Here is a 20,667-nt window from a genome sequence, read left to right on the forward strand (position 1 = left end):
AGGAGGTACACACCATGACAGAAAGAACCGTAATGCAGATCAAAAGGATGAAGGAACAGACCATCGGAGTCGAGGTCGAGATGAACAGCATCACCCGCCGGAAAGCAGCGAAAACCGCCGCAGAATTTTTCGGGACCGGCAGATATGAGGATACCGCAGGCCGCAACGGCTACAGCACCTGGAGCGCCTGGGACGCAGACGGCAGGGAGTGGAAATTTCAGAAGGATGTTTCCATCGCAGGGCCGGATGAGCAGAAATGCGAACTGGTTACCCCGATCCTGACCTACGGCGACATTGAAACCCTGCAGGAGCTTTGTAGGCAGCTCCGGCACGCAGGTGCCAAGAGTGATGCCTCCAGAGGATGCGGCGTCCACATCCACATCGGGGCGCAGGGGCACACGCCGCAGACGCTCAGGAACCTCGCCAACATCATGGCAAGCCATGAGAGCCTGATCGCGGAAGCCTTAAAGCTCGACCACTACCGCATGAGCCGCTACTGCCGCACGGTAGACCCAAGATTCCTGGAAGCGGTCAATAAGCAGAAGCCAAAGACGATGGCTGGGCTTGCGGATATCTGGTACGGAAGCCACGGCGAGGACCACGGCAGGAGCCGCCACTACAACGGGAGCCGTTACCATATGCTGAACCTCCACGCTACCTTTACCAAAGCGACCATCGAGTTCCGGCTCTTCCAGTTCGATGAGCCGACCGAAAAGCACAGGGGCGGCATCCACGCAGGGCAGCTGAAAAGCTATATCCAGCTTTGCCTGGCCTTAAGCCAAATGGCAAAGACGGTGAAGACCGCCAGCCCCAAGCCCCAGCAGAACGAGAATCCTAAATACGCGATGCGTACCTGGCTCCTCCGCCTGGGATTCATCGGTGAGGAATTCGCCACAGCCAGGGATTTCCTTACCAGGAACCTTTCCGGCGACACCGCCTTCCGGCATGGCAGGAACGCCGCTTGAAGGCCATAGCCGCAGGCCCACCCCGACCGCATTGGCGGTCTTAAGGTGGTAGAAGAATCTTCGGAAAGGATGGTTTTGGTTATGGAGAAACGATACTACATTGCCTACGGAAGCAACTTAAATATCCGGCAGATGCTGAGAAGATGCCCCGGAGCCAGAGTCCTTGGGACGGCTTCCCTTACAGGCTGGGAGCTTCTTTTCAAGGGGAGCAGGACTGGTTCTTACCTTACGATTGAGGAAGGCGGAGACGGCATGGTCCCGGTGGTGGTCTGGGAGGTGACGGCGACCGATGAAGCCGCCCTCGACCGCTACGAGGGATTCCCCAATTTTTACTACAAGCGGGGCATCCGGCTCCAGTACAAGGGCATTCGCACGGGGAAGCGCAGAACGGTGACGGCATTTGCCTACATCATGCATGAGGACAGGCCGATAGGGATTCCGAGCAATCTCTACATGAGGATTTGCCTGGAAGGGTACGACACCTTCTGCTTTGATAAAAACGTCCTGGTTGACGCCTACGATAAATGCAGGGAGGTATGCGGATATGAAGGATAATGATGTGATCCGGATGGCGGTCTGCCCCCTGTGCGGCAGGGCCTACCACGGCGCTCCGGCGCTTTCCAGAGAGGACAACGAAACGCTTATCTGCCCGGACTGAGGAACAAGACAGGCACTCCAGTCCATCGGAGTGAAGCCGTCTGAGCAGGAGCAGATTCTTGAAACGATCCACCGGCATATGGGAAGACCGCCTGGTTGAAAACTAACAATTTTCCTGTATAATAAAGATGTCTTGATAGAGACAAATCGGAAATTGGCAGTGAGGTGAGGCAAGTTGCAATACAAAGAATACGGTAAACAGAATCGAGATGTGATTATTCTTCTGCATGGCGGCGGCTTGTCATGGTGGAATTACCGAGAAGTGTCCGAACGACTTCAAAATGATTTTCGGATAATTATCCCGATATTGGATGGTCACGCAGGAAGCGATGAAAATTTTACAACAATTGAAGACAATGCCGCTGAAATCATTTCTTTTATTGATAGGAACTTTGGAGGTTCGGTATTGCTGATTGGCGGGTTATCTCTCGGCGGTCAAATATTACTTGAAATGTTATCTCGGCGAAAAGACCTTTGCCGTTTTGCAATGGTCGAGAGCGCAGCGGTTATTCCATCCAAGCTAACTTATTCGTTGATTAAGCCGGCATTTGGAAGCTGTTATGAGTTGATTCGGCAAAAATGGTTTTCTAAACTGCAATTTCGTTCACTTCGAATGAAGCCGGAACTTTTCAATGACTATTATCAAGATACTTGCGGCATTACGAAGCAAAATATGATTGCGTTCTTACAAGAAAGTTCTATGTATTTCATGAAGAAGTCTCTTGGAGAGTGTGTGGCAGAAATCCATTTGTTTGTCGGGGAGCGGGAAAACAAACGTATCTTGCTTTCTGCAAGAAAGCTGCATGAAACCCTGGAAAAAAGCAGCTTAAATGTCCTTCCAGCTATGTATCATGGAGAGTTTTCCATCAACCATGCCGATCTCTATGTAAAAGAATTGTGTGCCATTGTTAAACAGCATTAACTTCCAGTTTATTGAATGAAAGCAAAAAAACTTTATCAGCATCGGTTAGAAATAGCCGGTGCTATTTTTATGCCATTTTGGAGGTGGTGTCCATGCGGAAGCTGAAAAAATACAAGCCCACCAGGTTTATGGCGAAGACCTCGCACTACGATAAGGACGCCGCCGACTATGCGGTCATGTTCATCGAGTCCCTCTGCCATACCAAGGGTACCTGGGCGGGAAAGCCCTTTGAACTGATCGACTGGCAGGAGCAGATTATCCGCGACCTGTTCGGCGTGTTAAAGCCCAACGGCTACCGGCAGTTCAATACGGCGTATATCGAGATCCCCAAGAAACAGGGAAAGTCGGAGCTTGCCGCCGCTGTGGCGCTTTTGCTCCTCTGCGGGGACGGTGAGGAACGGGCCGAGGTGTATGGGTGTGCCGCCGACCGTAACCAGGCGAAGATCGTGTTTGACGTGGCGGTGGATATGGTGCGGTTCTGCCCGGCGCTCTCCAAGCGGGTGAAGATCCTGGAGTCTCAGAAGAAAATCACCTATCTGCCCACTAACAGTTCCTACCAGGTGTTGTCGGCGGATGTGGCGAACAAGCACGGCTTCAATACCCACGGGGTGATCTTTGATGAGCTGCACACCCAGCCCAACCGGAAACTCTTTGACGTCATGCTCCAGGGTTCCGGGGATGCCCGGATGCAGCCGCTGTATTTTCTGATCACCACAGCGGGCAACGATACCAACTCCATCTGCTACGAGGTACACCAGAAAGCCATCGACATAGCGGAAGGCCGGAAGGTTGACCCCACTTTCTACTCTGTTATTTACGGAGCGGCAGAGGATGAGGATTGGACAGACCCCAAGGTGTGGAAAAAGGCCAATCCTTCCCTTGGCATCACGGTGGGCATTGATAAGGTGAAAGCCGCTTGTGAATCCGCCCAGCAGAATCCCGGCGAGGAGAACGCTTTCCGGCAGTTAAGGCTCAACCAGTGGGTGAAGCAGTCCGTCCGCTGGATGCCGCTGGACAAGTGGGACGCCTGCGCCTTCCCGGTTTCTGAGGACGATCTGGAGGGGCGCGTCTGCTACGGCGGTCTGGATCTTTCCTCCACTACGGACATCACGGCCTTTGTGCTGGTGTTCCCGCCGCTGGATGAGGAGGATAAATACTACATCCTGCCGTACTTCTGGATACCGGAAGAAACGCTGGATCTTCGTGTCCGGCGCGACCATGTCCCCTACGACCTGTGGGAGCGCCAGGGGACGCTGATGACTACAGAGGGAAATGTGGTTCATTACGGCTACATTGAGAAATTCATCGAGCAGTTGGGCGAACGGTTCAACATCCGCGAGATCGCCTTTGACCGCTGGGGTGCTGTGCAGATGGTGCAGAACCTGGAGGGCATGGGATTTACGGTGGTTCCCTTCGGGCAGGGATTTAAGGATATGTCCCCGCCCACCAAGGAACTGATGAAGCTGGTGCTGGAGGAAAAAATCGCCCACGGCGGCCACCCGGTGCTGCGGTGGATGATGGACAACATCTTCATCCGTACCGACCCGGCCGGCAACATCAAGGCGGACAAGGAAAAATCCACAGAGAAAATTGACGGCGCAATCGCCACCATCATGGGGCTTGACCGGGCGATCCGCTGCGGCAATGATACAGGCGCTTCGGTTTATGACAGCCGGGGCCTTTTGTTTATCTGAAAGGATGGTGATTCGATATGGGTATCTTTTCCGGGCTTTTCCGTTCCAGGGATAAGCCCCAGAACCGTACTGCAGGCAGCGCCTACAGCTTTTTCTTTGGAGGAAGTACTGCGGGCAAGCGGGTGAACGAGCGGTCTGCCATGCAGATGACCGCCGTGTACTCCTGTGTCCGCATCCTGGCAGAGGCGGTGGCTGGGCTTCCCCTGCACCTATACCGCTACAAGGAGGACGGCGGTAAGGAGAAAGCCAGCGACCATCCGCTGTATCTGCTTTTGCATGATGAGCCAAACCCGGAGATGAGTTCCTTCGTGTTCCGGGAAACGCTCATGACGCACCTGCTCCTGTGGGGCAACGCTTACGCCCAGATTATCCGAAACGGCAAGGGCGAGGTCATTGCCCTCTATCCGCTGATGCCGGACAGGATGACAGTGGATCGTGACAGCAATGGACAGCTTTATTACGAATACACCGTCAGCATGGATGACGCGCCTACGATGAAAGGCAGCCTTGTCCGGCTGCACCCTTCCGATGTGCTGCACATCCCAGGGCTTGGCTTTGACGGGCTGGTGGGCTACAGTCCCATCGCTATGGCCAAGAACGCCATCGGTATGGCGATTGCCTGTGAGGAATACGGGGCGAAGTTCTTTGCCAACGGCGCTGCTCCCGGCGGCGTCCTGGAGCATCCGGGTACCATCAAAGACCCGCAGAGGGTTCGGGAGAGCTGGCAGTCCACCTTTGGAGGCAGCGGCAACAGCAATAAGATCGCCGTGCTGGAGGAGGGCATGAAATACACGCCCATTGGCATCTCGCCGGAACAGGCGCAGTTTCTGGAAACCAGAAAATTTCAGATCAACGAGATCGCTCGGATTTTCCGGGTGCCGCCCCACATGGTGGGTGACCTGGAGAAGTCGAGCTTTTCTAATATTGAGCAGCAGTCTCTGGAGTTCGTGAAATACACGCTGGAGCCCTGGTTAGTGCGATGGGAGCAGTCCATTCAGAGGACACTGCTTTCCGCGGAGGAAAAGAAGAGTTATTTTGCCAAGTTCAACGTGGAAGGGCTGCTCCGGGGCGATTATGCCAGCAGAATGTCCGGCTACGCTACCGCAAGGCAGAACGGCTGGATGAGCGCCAACGACATCCGGGAACTGGAGAACATGGACCGCATCCCTGCCGAGGAAGGCGGCGACCTGTACCTGATCAACGGCAATATGCTCCCGCTGGGGAATGCGGGGGCTTTTGCAGATACACAAACGGGAAAGGAGGAAAACCCCGATGAAGAAGTTCTGGAAGTGGAAGAACCAGGCGGAGGCGGAGACAGCTCCGGCGGAACGGACGCTGTTCCTGAACGGCACCATCGCCGAGGAAAGCTGGTTTGACGATGACGTCACACCCCAGCTTTTCAAAGAGGAACTGATGGCCGGGGACGGCGATATTACCGTCTGGATCAACAGTCCCGGCGGGGACTGTGTGGCGGCGGCCCAGATCTATAACATGCTGATGGACTATCCGCACAATGTCACGGTCAAGATTGACGGCATCGCGGCATCCGCTGCAAGCGTGATCGCTATGGCTGGGACCCGTGTGCTGGTCAGCCCGGTGTCCATGATGATGATCCACAACCCCATGACCGTAGCGATGGGCGATACCGCCGAGATGCAGAAAGCCATCGAGATGCTTGCAAGTGTCAAGGATTCCATCATCAATGCCTATGAGATCAAGACCGGGCTGTCCCGCGCCAAGCTCTCCCATCTGATGGATGCGGAAACCTGGATGGACGCGAACAAGGCGGTGGAGCTTGGCTTTGCCGATGATGTCCTGGCACGGGCGGAGATTCCGGAGGACATGGAGCCGCCTGCGGTTTCCATGCTGTATTCCAAAGCAGCTGTGGTCAATTCCCTCATGGATAAGATTGCGGCGAAATGTACCACGAAACCGAAAAACAAACCGGCAGGCCGCAGCGTAGACAGCCTCTACGAGCGGCTTGATTTATTGAGATTTTAAGGAGGACATGACCATGACGATTTTAGAACTGAGAGAAAAAAGGGCAAAGGCGTGGGAAGCGGCGAAAGCATTCCTGGATTCCCACAGGACCGATAAGGGCGTGCTGTCCGCAGAGGATGATGCCGCCTACACCCGCATGGAGCAGGAGATCACCGACCTGGGCAAGGAGATCGCCCGCCTGGAACGCCAGGAGGCGCTGGAGGCGGAACTGAACCGCCCGTTGAATAAGCCCCTGACGGGCAAGCCCATGAACAGCAAGGAAGACACCAAGACCGGCCGTGCGGCGGATGAGTACCGCCAGAACTTCTGGAACATGATGCGCTCCAAAGCGCCCATGCCCACGGTGCTGAATGCGCTGCAGATCGGCACGGATTCCGAAGGCGGGTATCTGGTGCCGGATGAGTATGAGCGCACCCTGGTGGAGGCGTTGGAGGAAGAAAATGTATTCCGCCAGCTTGCCAAGGTGATCCAGACCTCCAGCGGCGACCGGAAGATCCCCGTGGTGGCGACCAAGGGTACTGCGTCCTGGATCGATGAGGAAGGTGCTTACACCGAGAGCGATGACTCCTTCGGCCAGGTGTCCATCGGGGCGTACAAGCTGGGGACGATGATCAAGGTTTCCGAGGAACTGTTGAACGACAGCGTCTTTGACTTGGAAAGCTACATCTCCCGCGAGTTTGCCCGCCGCATCGGCGCCAAGGAGGAGGAAGCCTTCTTTACCGGGGATGGTTCCGGCAAGCCACTGGGCATCCTGGCAGCCAGCGGCGGCGCGGAGACCGGAATCACGGCTGCGTCTGCTACTGCTATCACGGCTGATGAACTGATCGACCTGTTCTACTCCCTGAAGGCGCCTTACCGCAAGAAAGCGGTGTGGGTGCTGAACGATTCCACCATCAAGGCCATCCGCAAGCTGAAGGACAGCCAGGGTCAGTACCTGTGGCAGCCGTCCCTGGTGGCCGGTATGCCGGATACCCTGCTTGGCAGGCCGGTGAAGACCTCTGCCTATATGCCGGTGATCGCGGCTGGTGCAAAGACCATCGCTTTCGGCGATTTCTCTTATTACTGGATCGCGGACCGCCAGGGGCGTTCCTTTAAACGCCTGAACGAGCTGTATGCGGCAAACGGTCAGGTAGGATTCCTTGGTTCCCAGAGAGTGGACGGCAAGATGATCCTGCCGGAGGCTGTTAAGGTGTTGGTACAGAAAGCTGGTTCTACGGGCTAATGAGGATAACCGGGGCGGTGTGGGCAACTGTACCGCTCCTGTCTTTTTATGGAGGTGAGGCCGATGGTGACATTGGAAGAAATGAAGAATTATCTCCGGGTGGATTATGGGGATGACGATACCCTGATTGAAGGAATGATCCGCGCCGCTGTAAGGCAGTGCATGGATATCCTGCGCACGGACAGTGAGGATGACCTTGCCGCAGCACAGAACGGGAAGATCGCCGTGATGTTTACGGCGGCATATTTCTATGAACACCGGGAGGAAGCCGACCACCGCGCCTTAAACCTGACGCTTCGGGCACTCCTGTTCGGAAATCGGAAGGAGGAATTCTGATGGATATCGCTCTTTTGAACCGGAAGGTCACCGTACAGAAAAATACAGTCGTAGTGGATGACATTGGGAACCATATCAGCAAATGGGATGATTTCTATTCGTGTTATGCCAGCATCAGCGGGGAGTCCCCAAATGAGAGTACCTCTGCCGGTATGGTGGTGGACAACACCAAGGCGGACTTTTCTGTCCGGTGGTGCAAAGCTGTGTCGGAGGTTACTCCTGACGAATACCGAGTCGTGTATAACGGTGAGATATACAACATCCTTGGCATTGACCACCAGAATTTCAAAAAGAAATCCGTAAAGCTCAAATGCCAGAAAGCGAGGCGGTGAGTATGGGGAGAAATGTTCCGGTCGGCAGTCTGGCGGATGCAATCATGGACACTCTTGAGGAATATGCGGATCTTGCCGTCGAGGATGTGAAGCAGGCAGTCAAAGACGCCGGGGATGTGGTAAAGAACGACATCCGCTCCCATGCGCCAAAGGACACTGGGGACTACGCAAAAAGCTGGGCAGTGAAAAAGATGAAGGAAACCTCCAGCAGCCTGACGGTGGCAGTGCATTCCAGGAACCGCTACCAGCTGGCTCACCTTCTCGAATTCGGACACGCCAAGCGCGGCGGCGGGCGCGTATCTGCCCAGCCCCATATCGCTTCCGCAGAACAGAAAGGCGTCGAATACCTGGAAGAAGAAATCCGAAAGGTACTGGAGGGATGAGATGAAAACATTGTTATCGGTCTTGGACAGCATAGGCATCCCCTATGCCTATGACCACTTTGCGGAAGGGGAATCGCCGGAGCTGCCGTTCCTCTGCTATCTGCTTCCCGGAAGCAGCAACTTTTCCGCAGACGGGAAGGTGTACCACAGGGTCAGCGAGGTGCGTCTGGAACTGTACACGGACTGCAAAGACCTTGCTGCGGAGCAGAAGGTGGAGGATGTACTTGATGCGGCGGGGATTTTTTATAACAAGTCAGAGACATGGATCGGCAGCGAGAAGCTGTACGAGGTCCTGTACTCTTTTGATATGGAGGGAATGTAAATGCCGAATAAGAAGAATAAAGTAAAATTCAATATCTGCAACGTGCATTATGCACTAATCACGTTGAGCGAGGAAGGGGAGGTGACTTTCGGGACGCCTGTGGCAATGCCGGGCGCTGTATCCCTGTCCCTGGAACCCAACGGTGAGCCGTCCAATTTTTATGCGGATGGGTATGCCTACTATACGATCTCCAACAACATGGGCTATGAAGGCGACCTGGAACTTGCGATGGTGCCGGAGAGTTTCCGTACTGATGTGCTAAAGGAGTCCCTGGATGATAACAGCGTTCTGGTGGAGAATGCCAACGTGGAGACGGCGAATTTCGCACTGCTTTTTGAGTTTGACGGGGATGTGAAGAAGATCCGCCATGTACTTTATAACTGCTCGGCGGCAAGGCCGAACATCGAGTCCACTACCAATGAGGAGGAGATCGAGGTACAGACGGAAACGCTGGCCATCACGGCGGCTCCCCTGGCCAATGGCTATGTGAAGGCCCGCACCGGGGACAGCACCACGGATACGGTCTATACCGGCTGGTATACCTCGGTGTATATGCCGGCGGTGACGGACCCGGAGACGTCCGGAACCCAGCAGTCCAGCCTGCAGGATTTTGAGGAAGAAGAAACGGGAGGAGAAACCTTATGAGCATGAAGAAAAATATCACGATTGACGGGCGGGAGGTCGCTTTCAAGGCCTCCGCTGCCATCCCCAGGATCTACCGGATGAAATTCCACCGGGATATCTTCAAGGACCTGCGGGATCTGGAAAAGGGCATTGATAAGAACGACCCGGAAAATTCCAGCCTTGATCTGTTCTCTTTGGAGATGTTTGAGAACATCGCTTATGTGATGGCAAAGCACGCAGACCCTTCTATCCCGGACACGCCGGAAGAATGGCTGGACAGCTTTAACACCTTCTCCATCTACCAGGTGCTGCCTCAGATCATCGAGCTTTGGGGACTGAATACCCAGACGGATGTGCAGGCTAAAAAAAACTTCGCCCGACTGACCGGGAAATGACAACTCCCCTGTTCCTCCTGCGGTGCGTACAGCTGGGGCTGTCCATCCGTGACCTTGACCTTTTAAGCATTGGCCTGATCAACGATATGTATGTAGAAAGCCGGAACGATGAATATAAGTATGCGACAGTAGCTACACAAAGAGATTACGATTTATTTTAACCTGCCTGGAATACTCCGGGCTTTTTCTATGTCCATTTCAGGAGGTGAGTGACACATGGCAAGCCGGATCAAGGGGATTACAGTAGAAATCGGCGGCGATACCAGCGGGCTGGAAAAGTCGCTGTCTGACGTGAATAATTCCATAAAGAAGACCCAGAGCCAGCTTCGGGATGTGAACAATCTCCTAAAGCTGGACCCGTCAAACACAGTCCTCCTTGCCCAGAAGCAGGAACTTCTGCAGCAGGCCATCGGGGATACCGAGCGAAAGCTGCAGGCTTTGGAGCAGGCGCAGGAGGAAGTGGCGAAAGCCTTTGAGCGGGGTAACCTTGGAAAAGACCAGTACATGGCCTTCCAGCGCGAGGTGGAGGAAACCAGGGGGACGCTGGACCGCTACAAGGCGGATCTGTCCGGCCTGCAGTCAGAGCAGGAACGGCTTTCCTCTAATACGGAACGGCTGAATAAGCTGTTTACCGCTACAGGGTCCAACGTGGATGATTACGCGGATGTGCTGGGGAGCCGATTGGTAAATGCCATCAGACACGGCACGGCATCCTCAGACCAGCTAAAAACGGCTGTGGAGAAGATCGGGAAAGCGGTTACCGGCGGCAAGGCGGATATCAAACAGCTGACGGATGCCCTGGATACGGTGGATGACGGGCAGGCGATACGGAACCTGATCGAAGAGCTGAACGATGTTGGGGACGCTGCCCAGGATGCCGCAGGCGATATCGGGGAGATCGCAGGAGTCACAAAGGGAGCAGCCCTCATGGAAGCCGCCGACCAGCTGTCTGCCGTTGGGGATAAGATCCAGGATATCGGGGACAGGGCGGTGTCCGCTTATGCGGAGACAGAAAATGCAGTCACAAAGGTGAACGCTTACTTCGGGGAAACGAGCGCCGCAGCGGAAGCCAGCGCCGCAGTCGTCAAAGAAGTCTATGGGTCCGGTGTTGGCCAGAGCATGGATTCTGTGGCGGAAGCGGTCATTATGGTAAAGAAGAACCTTGGGGAGCTTTCCGATACCGACCTTACCCACCTGACACAGCAGGCGCTGACGCTGGATGAACTGTACGGAATTGACATGAACGAGACCCTGCGCGGCGTCAATGCCCTGATGAAGCAGTATGGCATGACGGCGCAGGAGGCGATGGATTACATCGTCACGGGTACGCAGAATGGCCTGGATAAGACCAACGAGCTGGGCGACAACCTGTCCGAGTATTCCGGCAAGTTCGCCCAGGCCGGCTACTCCGCATCCGAGTATTTCCAGCTCCTGCAGAACGGCCTGCAGGGCGGCGCGTACAACCTGGACAAAGTCAATGACGCCATCAACGAGGTGACCACCCGTCTGGCGGACGGGACCATTGGGGATTCCATTGACCTATATTCCCAGAAGACCCAGTCCCTGTTCCTGGCATGGCAGAATGGGGAAGCCACCCAGAAGCAGGTGATCGATTCCATTGTGGCGGATATCGCAAACTGTACCAACGAGCAGCAGGCCCTGAACATGGCAGCGGAAGCCTTCGGTACGATGGCCGAGGATGGGAACCTCAGGTTCATCACGTCCCTGACTTCTGTAGGCGAAACCTACGACAACGTGGCAGGTTCTGCGCAGAACCTGTTTAACCAGACAGGCACTCCCATGCAGGAGATGGAGGCTAACACCCGGAAACTCCAGCAGGCCCTGATCCCGCTGGGCGAGAAGATCGTGGAGCTTGCCAACGTGGTGCTGCCGCCCCTGGTGGCGGTCATTGAAACTGTGAGTGGGATCTTTGGCATGCTGCCGGAGCCGGTGCAGAACTTCGTGGTGATCCTCGGAGCGCTGCTTGTGGCTTTTACTGCCCTGACACCGGTTATCGCAGCGCTTTCCGTGGCATTTGGGGCGCTCAATATCTCTCTGCTCCCGGTAATCGGTATCATTGCCGGAGTGGCTGCGGCTATTGCCGCGATCATAGCTATTGTGAAAAACTGGGGCGCGATCACGGAATGGTTCGGCCAGCTTTGGGAGACGGTATCTGCAAAGCTGATGGAACTTTGGGATAAGGTGGTGGTGTTCTTTACGGAGACTATCCCTGCGGCGGCGCAGAAGTTTATCGACTTCTTCTCTGCTATCCCGCAGTGGTGGAGCAGCCTGTGGTCGCAGGTTTCCGCATTTTTCGTCAATATCTGGAACAATATCAAAAATACAGCCGCACAGGTCTGGAACGCCATCAGGCAGACAGCGGTCGATGCGGCAAATGCGCTGAAACAGGGCGTCCAGAACATCTTCTCTGCACTTTCCCAGTTCATTTCACAGATCTGGAACACACTGAAGCAGACAGCGTCCAATATCTGGAACGGTATCAAGACTACGGTGGTGAATATTGCCACAGGATTAAAGGATGCGGCGGTAAATGCCTTTAAAAATCTGGTTTCCGGCATCCGTTCCGCCCTTTCCGGGCTGGCATCGGTTGTCCAAAACGGCTTTTCCGGGGCAATCTCCTTTATCACCAGCCTGCCGGGGAAAGCCCTCCAGTGGGGCAAGGATTTCATCCAGGGGCTGATCAACGGCATCAAGAGCATGGTGCAGGCAGTGGTTGACACGGTATCCGGCATTGCCAGCAGGATCGCGTCCTTCCTCCACTTCTCTGCCCCGGATGAAGGCCCGCTCTCGGATTATGAGAAATGGATGCCGGACTTCATGAAGGGACTGGCTGGCGGCATAGAAAAGAGCCGCAGCCTGGTGGAGAAAGCCGTCCGGGATGTGGCTTCGGACATGATCATCACTCCAAAGACAGGTGTGTCCGGGTATGGGGAAACAGATGGTGCTTTTGCAGGAGGAAGCATGGCGGATATGATCTCTGGAATATCTTCTGCAGTATCGGAAGCCCTGTCTGGTTTTTCCAGCCCGCAGGGGAACATCGTGATCCCGGTGTACGTGGGTGGCACTTTACTGGATGAACTGGTGGTAACGGCGCAGGCGAGACAGAACCTGCGGTCAGGAGGGAGGTAAGCGATGGCATTTATACAGTATCTGACTTTTGACGGCACAGCCCTCCCCCTGCCGGATTCCTATGAGGTGCAGATGGATGACGTGGAGGCGGATTCCGGCGGGGAGACGGAGGCAGGGACGGTGCAGAGGGATGTGGTGCGCTCCGGTGTAGTGAGCATCCCGGTGTCCTTTTCCGTTTCTGCGAAATGGCTGAGAATTTTGACGGAATTTAAACAGCAGGAAAAGATCACTGTGGGGTATTTCGATACAGAGACGCTGGCAGTGAAGACAGCGGAGATGTATGTGGAAGGTTATAAGGCTTCTCTTGTGAAAGATACATCCCGGAAGGGGCTGTGGACGGTGAGTTTTACGCTGAAGGAGTTCTGAATGTATATTCTTTTTTGGAAGGAATTGTGGTATATTTGAGAGGAACAAATTGGAAGTTATGGAGGTGTTTCATCGTGAATGAAAGAGAAAAAATTATCCGTTTATGGTTTGATATGTGGTTACAAAAGAAAGACTTAGGTATTTCCAAGATTTTTACAGATAATTCCGTCTATATCGAAAGTTGGGGGCCGGAATATCACGGCTCTGCAAAAATCAAACTTTGGTTTGATGAATGGAATACCCGTGGCACCGTTCTTCAATGGGATATAAAACAGTTCTTTCACAAAGAAAATAAGACCATAGTCGAATGGTACTTCAAAAATCAAATGAAAAATGGAGCAATTGAAGCGTTTGATGGAGTTTCCCTTATTGAGTGGACAAGCAACAATAAAATTTTGTCCCTTAAAGAGTTCGGCTGTAATATCAATAACTATGACCCTTATGAACACGGAGATAAGCCTCAATTCAGAGATGAAAAAACAGGTTGGTTTTAACGTATTAGTCTGCAAATCCTAAGTTGTTGAGTTAGATGATTATGATATTTTACATTGCCAAGAGCATCAGTCAGAAATGATTGGTGCTTTTTTGATTCCTGGAAACGGAAGGAGGGGTGTCCGATGTACCCGGTGAGCGAGGCGTTCCTGCAGGCGGTGCAGGGGAACACCCGGAAGTATTACTGGACGGGGAAGATAACAACTGCAGCTGGAGCAGAGTATCCATTTACGCAGGAGGATATCGTGAAAGGCAGCGGCTATATCACAGCCCAGTGCTGCGGCAATTCGGAGATCGAACTGGGTGCGGTGTATGCGACAGAGATGGGGATCAGCCTGTTCCTGGATATCGACCGCTATACGCTTGAGGGTGCAAAGGTAGAACTGACCTATCACTTGCAGCTTGCAGACGGGACTTACGAAGCTGTCCCAATGGGGATCTTTGAAGTGAACGAGGCAAACCGGACAGCCCATGTGCTGGAACTGAAAGCTTACGACTATATGCTGCGTTTTGACCAGGATTTCAATGGTTTTGAGACCATCGGCACCGCTTACGGGATGATGGCGCTGTGCAGTACCGCCTGCGGGGTGGAGCTGGCACAGACACAGGCGGAGATTGAGGCGCTTCCGAATGGTTCAGAACTGCTCTCCATTTATCCGGAGAATGACATTGAGACCTATCGGGACGTGCTGTATTTTACGGCGCAGGTGTTGGGCGGCTTCTTCTGCATCAACCGGGAAGGGAAGCTGGAGTTTCGGCAGTACGGGGAGACTCCGGTGATAGCGATCCAGCAGAAGCACCGGTTTTCCAGCAGTTTCTCTGATTTTGTGACCCGGTATACGGCGGTCAGTTCTACCAACCTGCGGACGCAGACTTCCGAGTACTACGCCCTGGAAACAGACGACGGGCTGACCATGAACCTTGGGACTAATCCCCTTCTGCAGTTCGGTCTGGAAGAGACAAGGGCGGAACTTTGCCGCAATATCCTCACCGCTTTATCTACGGTTAATTATGTGCCCTTTGATTCCGATACCATTGGCAATCCCGCGCTGGATCTGGGGGATGTGCTGACCTTCTCCGGCGGGCAGGCGGACGCCAAGCAGATTACCTGCGTGACGTCCTTTACGGTCAAGCTCGGCGGCAGGCAGAGCCTGAAATGCGTGGGGAAGAATCCCAGGCTTTCCCAGGCAAAGTCCAAGAATGACAAGAACATCTCCGGGCTGTTAAATCAGATCGAGGCGGGGAAAATCGGGATCCATACCTTTACGAACGCCTCTGAGTATACCATCGGGGAAACAGATGTGCGGATCATCAGCATTGAGTTCGCTTCCAAAGAGGAAAACCACGCCCAGTTTTTCGGGCAGGTGGTGGTGGATGTGAAAGCGCAGGCGGTGGAGAAATCCGCCCAGGCCAGCGGCACCATCGTGATCCCGCTCCCTTCGCCCGGAAGCGGGGCGGTGGAAGGAAATGCTGGAACGGAGAACGGCCCGTCCGGGACGGAACCGGAAGCTGGGGATGCTGAGGATAGCGCTGCCGGGGGAGAGACCACGGATATTTCCGTGGATGTAAGCCTGCCGGTGACCTGGACGGAGGACGGGAAGGCGGTCTGCCATGTGACCTTTGAACTGAACAACGCGGAGATCCTGCTCCATCATCCGGTGGAGACCTGGCACAGCGGGAAGCACATCCTGTCTTTGTATTATCCCATTGAAAATATCGTGCCGAACATCACCAACACTTTCAACGTTTATCTGCGGATGGAGGACGGCTTCGGCAGTGTGGGGATCGGGGACTGCATCGCTTCCATCAGCGGCCAGGCAATGGCTGCCGCAGCGGCCTGGGATGGCAGGATTGACATTGAGGAAACGTCGGCACTATTTTCTGTCAGCGGCGGCCTTCAGGCAAGGGGCTTTACGGAGGCAATCGATGTGGGGACGATGGAACTGGTACAGAAAAGCTATGCGGATACTATGACGGGAAGGACTGGGATCGGCGCATTCTGCCGGCCGGTCACACTCACTTAAGCAACGGGAGGATTGCGATTATGGTTTTAAAAGGCGTTATGACGATTGAACTGACGGATGAGGCCACAGGGGATGTGGAAACCGTCACGGAAGAGAATATGATCACGGAAGCAGTAAACAATATCCTTGGCCTGAACCCAATGGGGATCTTTTATGCCGCCACCGGGGAATACGATGCGGCAGTTTTGTGGAACGAGAGCCTTCTGCCCATCTGTCCTAACATGATCGGCGGCATCCTGCTGTTCTCCAAGACCTTGGAAGAAGATGCGGGACATATCTATGAAATGTCCGACAACCTCCCGGTGGCATATGCGTCCAACGATGTGAATTCCACGGCAAACACCGCCAGAGGAAGTCTGAACCTGACGGAGAGCATGGCCATTGCTAATGGCTATAAGTTTGTCTGGGAGTTTACGCCCAGTCAGGGGAATGGAACCATTGCTGCAGTGGCGCTCACCAGCTCTTTCGGCGGACAGAATGCCTACGGGAGCCTTGTGGGGGACGCCAGCACCTTCCTGCAGTTAAAAGCTGCGGATATCGGGGCAATCCCGGATGCCAACAAGATGGTCCTTTTTGAAGCCGTGGAGATGGATTTTGAGAACAATCTGCTCTACTCCATCACTTACGAAAATGACAGTGTCCGGATTCGGAAGCTGCGGATTCCGGTCTTTTCCATCGGGCTAAACGAGCGGCTGGATGATTCCACCTATACCGTCCTGGAGGACGAAGTGCTGACACCGGAGACCTTTGAATTCCTCGGCAGCTATACGAAATATGGGGAGTTCATGGACGGGCAGGACGGGTACTGGTACGGCTTTTCCAATGAGGAAAACTCTTCGGGGGATGCCGTGATGCTCTGGATCAAAATCTCCAAGACAGACTATTCCTTTACCGAAGGCCAGTGGACACTGTCCAACGCGAAATTGATGGATGTGGGTACCCGCGACCTTGATACCTTTGCGGAACGGAGTGTGAAATGCTGTGTCCGGGACGGGTATCTGTATGTGCCGGCCTATGACAAGACGGGGATTTACAAAATCAATCTGGCCAACTCCACCGATGTGACACTGATTGAGTTTGGCTTTACATCCGAATGGACGCCTTTATGCGAAACCGGCTCCTGTGAACTGTATCTGACACTTATTGGGGATCTGATCATCGGCGGGGACTTCCAGATCACAGCGGAGGATACGGTGGTCCACACCCAGGGGAGCGCAAGGCTTAATAATGCCGCTACTCCCCTGTTCCAGTACAAGAACTTCCTGGTCGGCTGGGGCGGCAGCTATGGGAATGAGTATCGGACAGCCTATCTGCTGACCCCTTACTTGGCGTCCATCAATAACCTTCCGTCAGCGGTGGTAAAGACCGTGGACAAAACCATGAAGATCACCTACACGCTGACGGAGGAGTGAGTCCTGAAGTTAGCAGGTCATTTCGTTCGGGAGCGGTAGCTGTGGGGACTTTCCGCTACAAGGGAAAGTGCTTGGAGATCCCCGTTCAGGCTTTTTTGGAGTTTGCGGATGGATGCAGATTTGGCTGCAAGTTCCTTTTTAAGTTGTTCCCTCCGGCAGTCAGCCAGTTCTTCCCCCGTCATTTGTCGGATACGGATGGAACCTTCGTCATACTCTACTACGATGGTGCTGCCGATGGAAAAGCCAAGATCTTCAAGCCATCTGCCCTCCATCTGGATCTTCGGGACCTGGGTGTAGGAGCCGCCGGTGCAGCGGCTGGTGTATGCTACTTTGATGTTTTTCTGCTTCATGGGCGTACCTCCTTGTGCGGTTTACGGCGGCTTTTCCTGGAAAGCCAGCAGGCATCGTGGTTTCGGATCTGGCTGAGACAGCCGGAAAGCGTGGCTTCGTGGCCATGCTCGTGATAGGGTGTTCCCCTGCGATGGGTGTGGTAGATCAGACAGCTTCTGAAATGCGGGTACTCCTGCAGCAGGATGTGCCAACAGTGGCCGGTATTCCTTGACTGGAGCGTAAGGGTACATCCGCCGGATGCGATGACGGAAAAGTACCCGGCATCAATGTTTTTCAGTTCCTTCGCAGTAAACATTTTTGACCTCCTTCCTGCGGTTTTTGTGATTGTATCTATCACTCTGTCCGGCAGGAATAGCAACCTAATTTTGTGCCATAAACTGCACAAATCTTTACCCGCAGAATTGTGCGGGAAGGCACTGTATATAGAAACTTACAGACGGGCGCTCTTATAGGGCGTCCTTTTTCGTTCAGGAAAGAGAGGGATTTCGTTATGAAAGAATTCTGGAACACCATTCAATTCATCTTTACCGCTGTGGGCGGCTGGCTTGGGTACTTCCTTGGCGGCTGTGACGGCCTGCTTTATGCGCTCATCGCCTTTGTGGCGATCGACTACATCACGGGTGTGATGTGCGCCGTCATCGATAGGAAGTTATCCAGCGCGGTCGGCTTTAAAGGGATCTTCCGCAAGGTGCTGATTTTCCTGCTGGTCGGCATTGCCAATATCATCGATGTGCAGGTGGTCGGCACCGGGGCGGTCTTACGGACAGCAGTGATCTTTTTCTACATCTCCAATGAAGGCGTGAGCCTGCTGGAGAATGCAGGGCATCTGGGACTTCCCATTCCGGAAAGGGTCAAAACGGTATTAGAGCAGCTCCATGACAGGGCGGAAAAAATAGAAACGGAGGAGAAATAGATGAAGCTTGTACAGAGCATTTTAACGAAAAATCCCTGCTATACGGCAGGGAGGAAGATCACGGTCAAGGGGCTGATGCTCCATTCCGTGGGCTGCCCGCAGCCGAAAGCGTCTGTGTTTATTAATAGCTGGAATAGCCCGTCCTATGACAATGCCTGTGTGCATGGTTTTATTGACGGCAATGACGGGACGGTATACCAGACCCTTCCCTGGAACCACCGGGGTTGGCACTGCGGCTCCGGCAGCAAGGGCAGTGGCAACAACACCCACATCGGTGTGGAGATGTGCGAGCCTGCTTGTGTCAAGTACACAAGCGGGGCGAATTTTACCTGCTCCGATACTGCAACGGCAAAGGCTGTGGCGAAGCGTACCTATGAAGCGGCTGTGGAACTGTTTGCCATGCTGTGCAGGCAGTACAGCCTGAACCCGACCGCAGACGGCGTGATCATCAGCCACCGGGAAGGACACAGCTGGGGCATCGCTTCCAACCACGGCGACCCGGAGCATCTCTGGACACAGCTTGGTATGGGCTACACGATGGACGCCTTCCGTCAGGCGGTTAAAGAGGCGATGGACGGCGGTTCCTTTGCGGAAACCAGCGGCTATACCAAGATCATGGGAGGCGCCGTGGCTACGGCAGAGCAGATGAAAACCTACATCCAGGGGAAGAACCCGCAAGTTCCGCAGAGCGTTCTGGATATGATTCCACTCTATCTTTCCGAGGGACAGGCAGAGGGCGTGCGCGGCGACATCGCCTTCGCGCAGTCCTGCCTGGAAACCGGGAACTTTACCTTCTCCGGCTCTGCGGTCACACTGGACCAGAACAACTTCTGCGGGATGGGCGTGACGAGTAACGGGCTGAAGGGCAATTCCTTTGACACGTCGGAGCTCGGTATCCGGGCGCAGATCCAGCACCTGAAAGCGTATGCTTCCACCGATGCTTTGCAAAATGTTTGCATTGACCCGCGTTTTGAGTACGTCACCAGGGGCAGCGCGGAATATGTGGAGTGGCTCGGCCAGCAGGAAAACCCCCAGGGAAAAGGCTGGGCGGCCGGAGCCGGATATGGGGAGAAAATCCTGACTATCTTGAAGAATATCTGCGGTACGGCGGGCGGCGCTTCTGGGACTGCCGACATCTGGTACCGGGTTCGCAAGACCTGGGCGGACGCTAAGTCGCAGATCGGGGCTTTCCGTGTTCTGGAGAACGCAAAGAACTGCGCGGATGAGAATCCGGGATATTGTGTGTTCGATGTAAATGGTGTAAATATTTATACGCCGAAAGAGGTATCCTTTTCACCATATCTGGTACGGGTTTCCATTACAGATTTAAACATCCGCAAAGGGCCGGGGACGGACTATGCCAAGACGGGGAAGTTTACCGGTAAGGGCGTGTTTACCATTGTAGAGATGCAGACAGGCAAAGGCTCAGACACTGGATGGGGACGCTTGAAATCTGGAGCTGGATGGATTTCTCTTGATTATACTGAAAAAATTTCATAACCTTAAGAATGTTAAAATCCCGTGTATGGTTGGCTGAAGAAAGCTGATTATACACGGGATTTTTTTTATTTATCCGCTGGAAAGCGGAAAATTTGTCCTTTCAGAGTTAGAAGGGGAAAGCCCTTGCTGATTGGAGGGACAATGATGGAGAAACAGAAATCTATAATTGTTTTGCACCAGAAAAAAGAAAAGGTAAATGGAGAACCTGCGGATGGCTTAAGGAATATGGGAGATATCAGGAAAGGCAGTAAAGTGCGATGGGAAAGAAATACAGAGAGAGGTGAAGAAGCTGAGAAAAATATTCATCCTGTAACAGGGGCACTTTTTACACAGGAGATGTTGCAATCAGAATTTGACTATTACATGGCGCAAAAGCTGCTGAAAAAGCTGCGGGAGGCAGACCTGATTTCTGAGGGTGAATTAGACAAAATTACGGCGAAAAACCGCCAGACTTTCTCTCCCTGTCTGGCGCGGATTATGCCCTGAATGACTTGCTATTTGCAGGTGTCAGAGCGAATATGTCCGTACCGAAAGTCTAACTATTAAAAGTCAAGACCTAAAATGAATATTTTGTATGAATTGCAGAAATGCATTTCAAATAAATCA

Annotated in this window: 23 protein-coding genes and 1 pseudogene; 22 read left to right on the forward strand and 2 right to left on the reverse strand. The window is 53.7% G+C overall.

Annotated features, from left to right (window positions below; genetic code table 11):
- Positions 1-14: 14 nt before the first annotated feature.
- The 19 genes and pseudogenes from FGQ86_RS12835 to FGQ86_RS12925 all read left to right on the forward strand — a co-directional run bounded on the left by FGQ86_RS12835 (position 15) and on the right by FGQ86_RS12925 (position 17,297).
- Positions 15-965, forward strand: a complete 951-nt coding sequence (locus tag FGQ86_RS12835) for an amidoligase family protein (RefSeq protein ID WP_138304444.1) — start codon at positions 15-17, stop codon at positions 963-965.
- An 81-nt stretch (positions 966-1,046) separates the two neighbouring features.
- Positions 1,047-1,520 carry a gamma-glutamylcyclotransferase family protein gene (locus FGQ86_RS12840; RefSeq protein WP_138304446.1) on the forward strand — a complete coding sequence of 158 codons (474 nt, stop codon included), beginning with the start codon at positions 1,047-1,049 and terminating at the stop codon, positions 1,518-1,520.
- Positions 1,510-1,722: pseudogene (locus tag FGQ86_RS12845) on the forward strand (hypothetical protein). The gene FGQ86_RS12840 and the pseudogene FGQ86_RS12845 overlap by 11 nt, the downstream one beginning before the upstream one ends.
- 75 nt (positions 1,723-1,797) lie before the next feature.
- On the forward strand, positions 1,798-2,544 hold the full coding sequence (locus FGQ86_RS12850) for an alpha/beta hydrolase (RefSeq protein ID WP_009269261.1): 747 nt from the start codon (positions 1,798-1,800) through the stop codon (positions 2,542-2,544).
- A 92-nt stretch (positions 2,545-2,636) separates the two neighbouring features.
- Entirely contained in the window at positions 2,637-4,238 is a 1,602-nt protein-coding gene (locus tag FGQ86_RS12855; protein ID WP_171031572.1) for a terminase TerL endonuclease subunit, read from the forward strand.
- 17 nt (positions 4,239-4,255) lie between these two features.
- On the forward strand, positions 4,256-5,614 hold the full coding sequence (locus tag FGQ86_RS12860) for a phage portal protein (RefSeq protein WP_138304450.1): 1,359 nt from the start codon (positions 4,256-4,258) through the stop codon (positions 5,612-5,614).
- The gene (locus FGQ86_RS12865; protein ID WP_138304452.1) at positions 5,511-6,239 is read left to right on the forward strand and encodes a head maturation protease, ClpP-related; all 729 of its coding nucleotides are present in this window, start codon (positions 5,511-5,513) and stop codon (positions 6,237-6,239) included. The genes FGQ86_RS12860 and FGQ86_RS12865 overlap by 104 nt, the downstream gene beginning before the upstream one ends.
- A gap of 13 nt (positions 6,240-6,252) precedes the next feature.
- The gene (locus tag FGQ86_RS12870; RefSeq protein ID WP_138304454.1) at positions 6,253-7,461 is read left to right on the forward strand and encodes a phage major capsid protein; all 1,209 of its coding nucleotides are present in this window, start codon (positions 6,253-6,255) and stop codon (positions 7,459-7,461) included.
- 63 nt (positions 7,462-7,524) lie between these two features.
- The gene (locus FGQ86_RS12875; protein ID WP_138304456.1) at positions 7,525-7,797 is read left to right on the forward strand and encodes a head-tail connector protein; all 273 of its coding nucleotides are present in this window, start codon (positions 7,525-7,527) and stop codon (positions 7,795-7,797) included.
- Complete coding sequence (locus FGQ86_RS12880) at positions 7,797-8,129, forward strand: phage head closure protein (RefSeq protein ID WP_138304457.1); 333 nt, start codon at positions 7,797-7,799, stop codon at positions 8,127-8,129. The genes FGQ86_RS12875 and FGQ86_RS12880 overlap by 1 nt, the downstream gene beginning before the upstream one ends.
- Before the next feature lie 2 nt (positions 8,130-8,131).
- A complete protein-coding gene (locus FGQ86_RS12885) occupies positions 8,132-8,512 on the forward strand; it encodes an HK97 gp10 family phage protein (protein ID WP_138304459.1) in 381 nt (126 codons plus the stop codon).
- A 1-nt stretch (position 8,513) separates the two neighbouring features.
- Positions 8,514-8,834, forward strand: a complete 321-nt coding sequence (locus tag FGQ86_RS12890; protein WP_138304461.1) for a hypothetical protein — start codon at positions 8,514-8,516, stop codon at positions 8,832-8,834.
- Positions 8,835-9,479, forward strand: a complete 645-nt coding sequence (locus tag FGQ86_RS12895) for a major tail protein (protein WP_138304463.1) — start codon at positions 8,835-8,837, stop codon at positions 9,477-9,479. It abuts the gene before it with no gap.
- Complete coding sequence (locus tag FGQ86_RS12900) at positions 9,476-9,853, forward strand: hypothetical protein (RefSeq protein ID WP_138304466.1); 378 nt, start codon at positions 9,476-9,478, stop codon at positions 9,851-9,853. The genes FGQ86_RS12895 and FGQ86_RS12900 overlap by 4 nt, the downstream gene beginning before the upstream one ends.
- Before the next feature lie 216 nt (positions 9,854-10,069).
- Positions 10,070-13,003 carry a phage tail tape measure protein gene (locus FGQ86_RS12905; protein WP_138304468.1) on the forward strand — a complete coding sequence of 978 codons (2,934 nt, stop codon included), beginning with the start codon at positions 10,070-10,072 and terminating at the stop codon, positions 13,001-13,003.
- A 3-nt stretch (positions 13,004-13,006) separates the two neighbouring features.
- The gene (locus FGQ86_RS12910) at positions 13,007-13,369 is read left to right on the forward strand and encodes a hypothetical protein (protein ID WP_138304470.1); all 363 of its coding nucleotides are present in this window, start codon (positions 13,007-13,009) and stop codon (positions 13,367-13,369) included.
- A gap of 74 nt (positions 13,370-13,443) precedes the next feature.
- Entirely contained in the window at positions 13,444-13,863 is a 420-nt protein-coding gene (locus tag FGQ86_RS12915) for a nuclear transport factor 2 family protein (protein WP_138304472.1), read from the forward strand.
- A 123-nt stretch (positions 13,864-13,986) separates the two neighbouring features.
- The gene (locus tag FGQ86_RS12920) at positions 13,987-15,885 is read left to right on the forward strand and encodes a hypothetical protein (RefSeq protein WP_138304474.1); all 1,899 of its coding nucleotides are present in this window, start codon (positions 13,987-13,989) and stop codon (positions 15,883-15,885) included.
- Between the two features lie 20 nt (positions 15,886-15,905).
- The gene (locus FGQ86_RS12925) at positions 15,906-17,297 is read left to right on the forward strand and encodes a hypothetical protein (protein ID WP_138304476.1); all 1,392 of its coding nucleotides are present in this window, start codon (positions 15,906-15,908) and stop codon (positions 17,295-17,297) included.
- A 17-nt stretch (positions 17,298-17,314) separates the two neighbouring features.
- On the opposite strand, the gene FGQ86_RS12930 is transcribed toward FGQ86_RS12925, so the two are convergent.
- Together FGQ86_RS12930 and FGQ86_RS12935 are read right to left on the reverse strand one after the other, a co-directional pair.
- Positions 17,315-17,647: a SymE family type I addiction module toxin gene (locus FGQ86_RS12930; RefSeq protein ID WP_138304478.1), complete on the reverse strand. Its 333-nt coding sequence runs from the start codon at positions 17,645-17,647 to the stop codon at positions 17,315-17,317.
- Entirely contained in the window at positions 17,644-17,943 is a 300-nt protein-coding gene (locus FGQ86_RS12935; protein WP_138304481.1) for a hypothetical protein, read from the reverse strand. Before FGQ86_RS12935 ends, FGQ86_RS12930 begins: the two co-directional genes overlap by 4 nt.
- Before the next feature lie 195 nt (positions 17,944-18,138).
- On the opposite strand from FGQ86_RS12935, the gene FGQ86_RS12940 reads away from it, so the two are divergent.
- The 3 genes from FGQ86_RS12940 (at position 18,139) to FGQ86_RS16520 (ending at position 20,547) form a co-directional block, all read left to right on the forward strand.
- Positions 18,139-18,561, forward strand: coding sequence for a phage holin family protein (locus FGQ86_RS12940; RefSeq protein ID WP_138304483.1), 423 nt, complete (start codon positions 18,139-18,141; stop codon positions 18,559-18,561).
- Complete coding sequence (locus FGQ86_RS12945) at positions 18,562-20,061, forward strand: N-acetylmuramoyl-L-alanine amidase (protein ID WP_138304485.1); 1,500 nt, start codon at positions 18,562-18,564, stop codon at positions 20,059-20,061.
- 141 nt (positions 20,062-20,202) lie between these two features.
- A complete protein-coding gene (locus FGQ86_RS16520; RefSeq protein WP_207742309.1) occupies positions 20,203-20,547 on the forward strand; it encodes an SHOCT domain-containing protein in 345 nt (114 codons plus the stop codon).
- Positions 20,548-20,667 lie beyond the last annotated feature (120 nt).

This window comes from Clostridium sp. BSD2780061688st1 H5 (genome assembly GCF_005845155.1).
Lineage (GTDB): Bacteria > Bacillota > Clostridia > Lachnospirales > Lachnospiraceae > Claveliimonas > Claveliimonas intestinigallinarum.

Coding starts and splice junctions, on each gene's coding strand:
- FGQ86_RS12890 (WP_138304461.1), top strand. CDS start 8,514: ATGAAAACATTGTTATCGGTCTTGGACAGCATAGGCATCCCCTATGCC.
- FGQ86_RS12880 (WP_138304457.1), top strand. CDS start 7,797: ATGGATATCGCTCTTTTGAACCGGAAGGTCACCGTACAGAAAAATACA.
- FGQ86_RS12910 (WP_138304470.1), top strand. CDS start 13,007: ATGGCATTTATACAGTATCTGACTTTTGACGGCACAGCCCTCCCCCTG.
- FGQ86_RS12945 (WP_138304485.1), top strand. CDS start 18,562: ATGAAGCTTGTACAGAGCATTTTAACGAAAAATCCCTGCTATACGGCA.
- FGQ86_RS12870 (WP_138304454.1), top strand. CDS start 6,253: ATGACGATTTTAGAACTGAGAGAAAAAAGGGCAAAGGCGTGGGAAGCG.
- FGQ86_RS12885 (WP_138304459.1), top strand. CDS start 8,132: ATGGGGAGAAATGTTCCGGTCGGCAGTCTGGCGGATGCAATCATGGAC.
- FGQ86_RS12905 (WP_138304468.1), top strand. CDS start 10,070: ATGGCAAGCCGGATCAAGGGGATTACAGTAGAAATCGGCGGCGATACC.
- FGQ86_RS12875 (WP_138304456.1), top strand. CDS start 7,525: ATGGTGACATTGGAAGAAATGAAGAATTATCTCCGGGTGGATTATGGG.
- FGQ86_RS16520 (WP_207742309.1), top strand. CDS start 20,203: ATGATGGAGAAACAGAAATCTATAATTGTTTTGCACCAGAAAAAAGAA.
- FGQ86_RS12865 (WP_138304452.1), top strand. CDS start 5,511: ATGAAGAAGTTCTGGAAGTGGAAGAACCAGGCGGAGGCGGAGACAGCT.
- FGQ86_RS12900 (WP_138304466.1), top strand. CDS start 9,476: ATGAGCATGAAGAAAAATATCACGATTGACGGGCGGGAGGTCGCTTTC.
- FGQ86_RS12925 (WP_138304476.1), top strand. CDS start 15,906: ATGGTTTTAAAAGGCGTTATGACGATTGAACTGACGGATGAGGCCACA.
- FGQ86_RS12920 (WP_138304474.1), top strand. CDS start 13,987: ATGTACCCGGTGAGCGAGGCGTTCCTGCAGGCGGTGCAGGGGAACACC.
- FGQ86_RS12840 (WP_138304446.1), top strand. CDS start 1,047: ATGGAGAAACGATACTACATTGCCTACGGAAGCAACTTAAATATCCGG.
- FGQ86_RS12855 (WP_171031572.1), top strand. CDS start 2,637: ATGCGGAAGCTGAAAAAATACAAGCCCACCAGGTTTATGGCGAAGACC.
- FGQ86_RS12940 (WP_138304483.1), top strand. CDS start 18,139: ATGAAAGAATTCTGGAACACCATTCAATTCATCTTTACCGCTGTGGGC.
- FGQ86_RS12935 (WP_138304481.1), bottom strand. CDS start 17,943: ATGTTTACTGCGAAGGAACTGAAAAACATTGATGCCGGGTACTTTTCC.
- FGQ86_RS12895 (WP_138304463.1), top strand. CDS start 8,835: ATGCCGAATAAGAAGAATAAAGTAAAATTCAATATCTGCAACGTGCAT.
- FGQ86_RS12835 (WP_138304444.1), top strand. CDS start 15: ATGACAGAAAGAACCGTAATGCAGATCAAAAGGATGAAGGAACAGACC.
- FGQ86_RS12860 (WP_138304450.1), top strand. CDS start 4,256: ATGGGTATCTTTTCCGGGCTTTTCCGTTCCAGGGATAAGCCCCAGAAC.
- FGQ86_RS12930 (WP_138304478.1), bottom strand. CDS start 17,647: ATGAAGCAGAAAAACATCAAAGTAGCATACACCAGCCGCTGCACCGGC.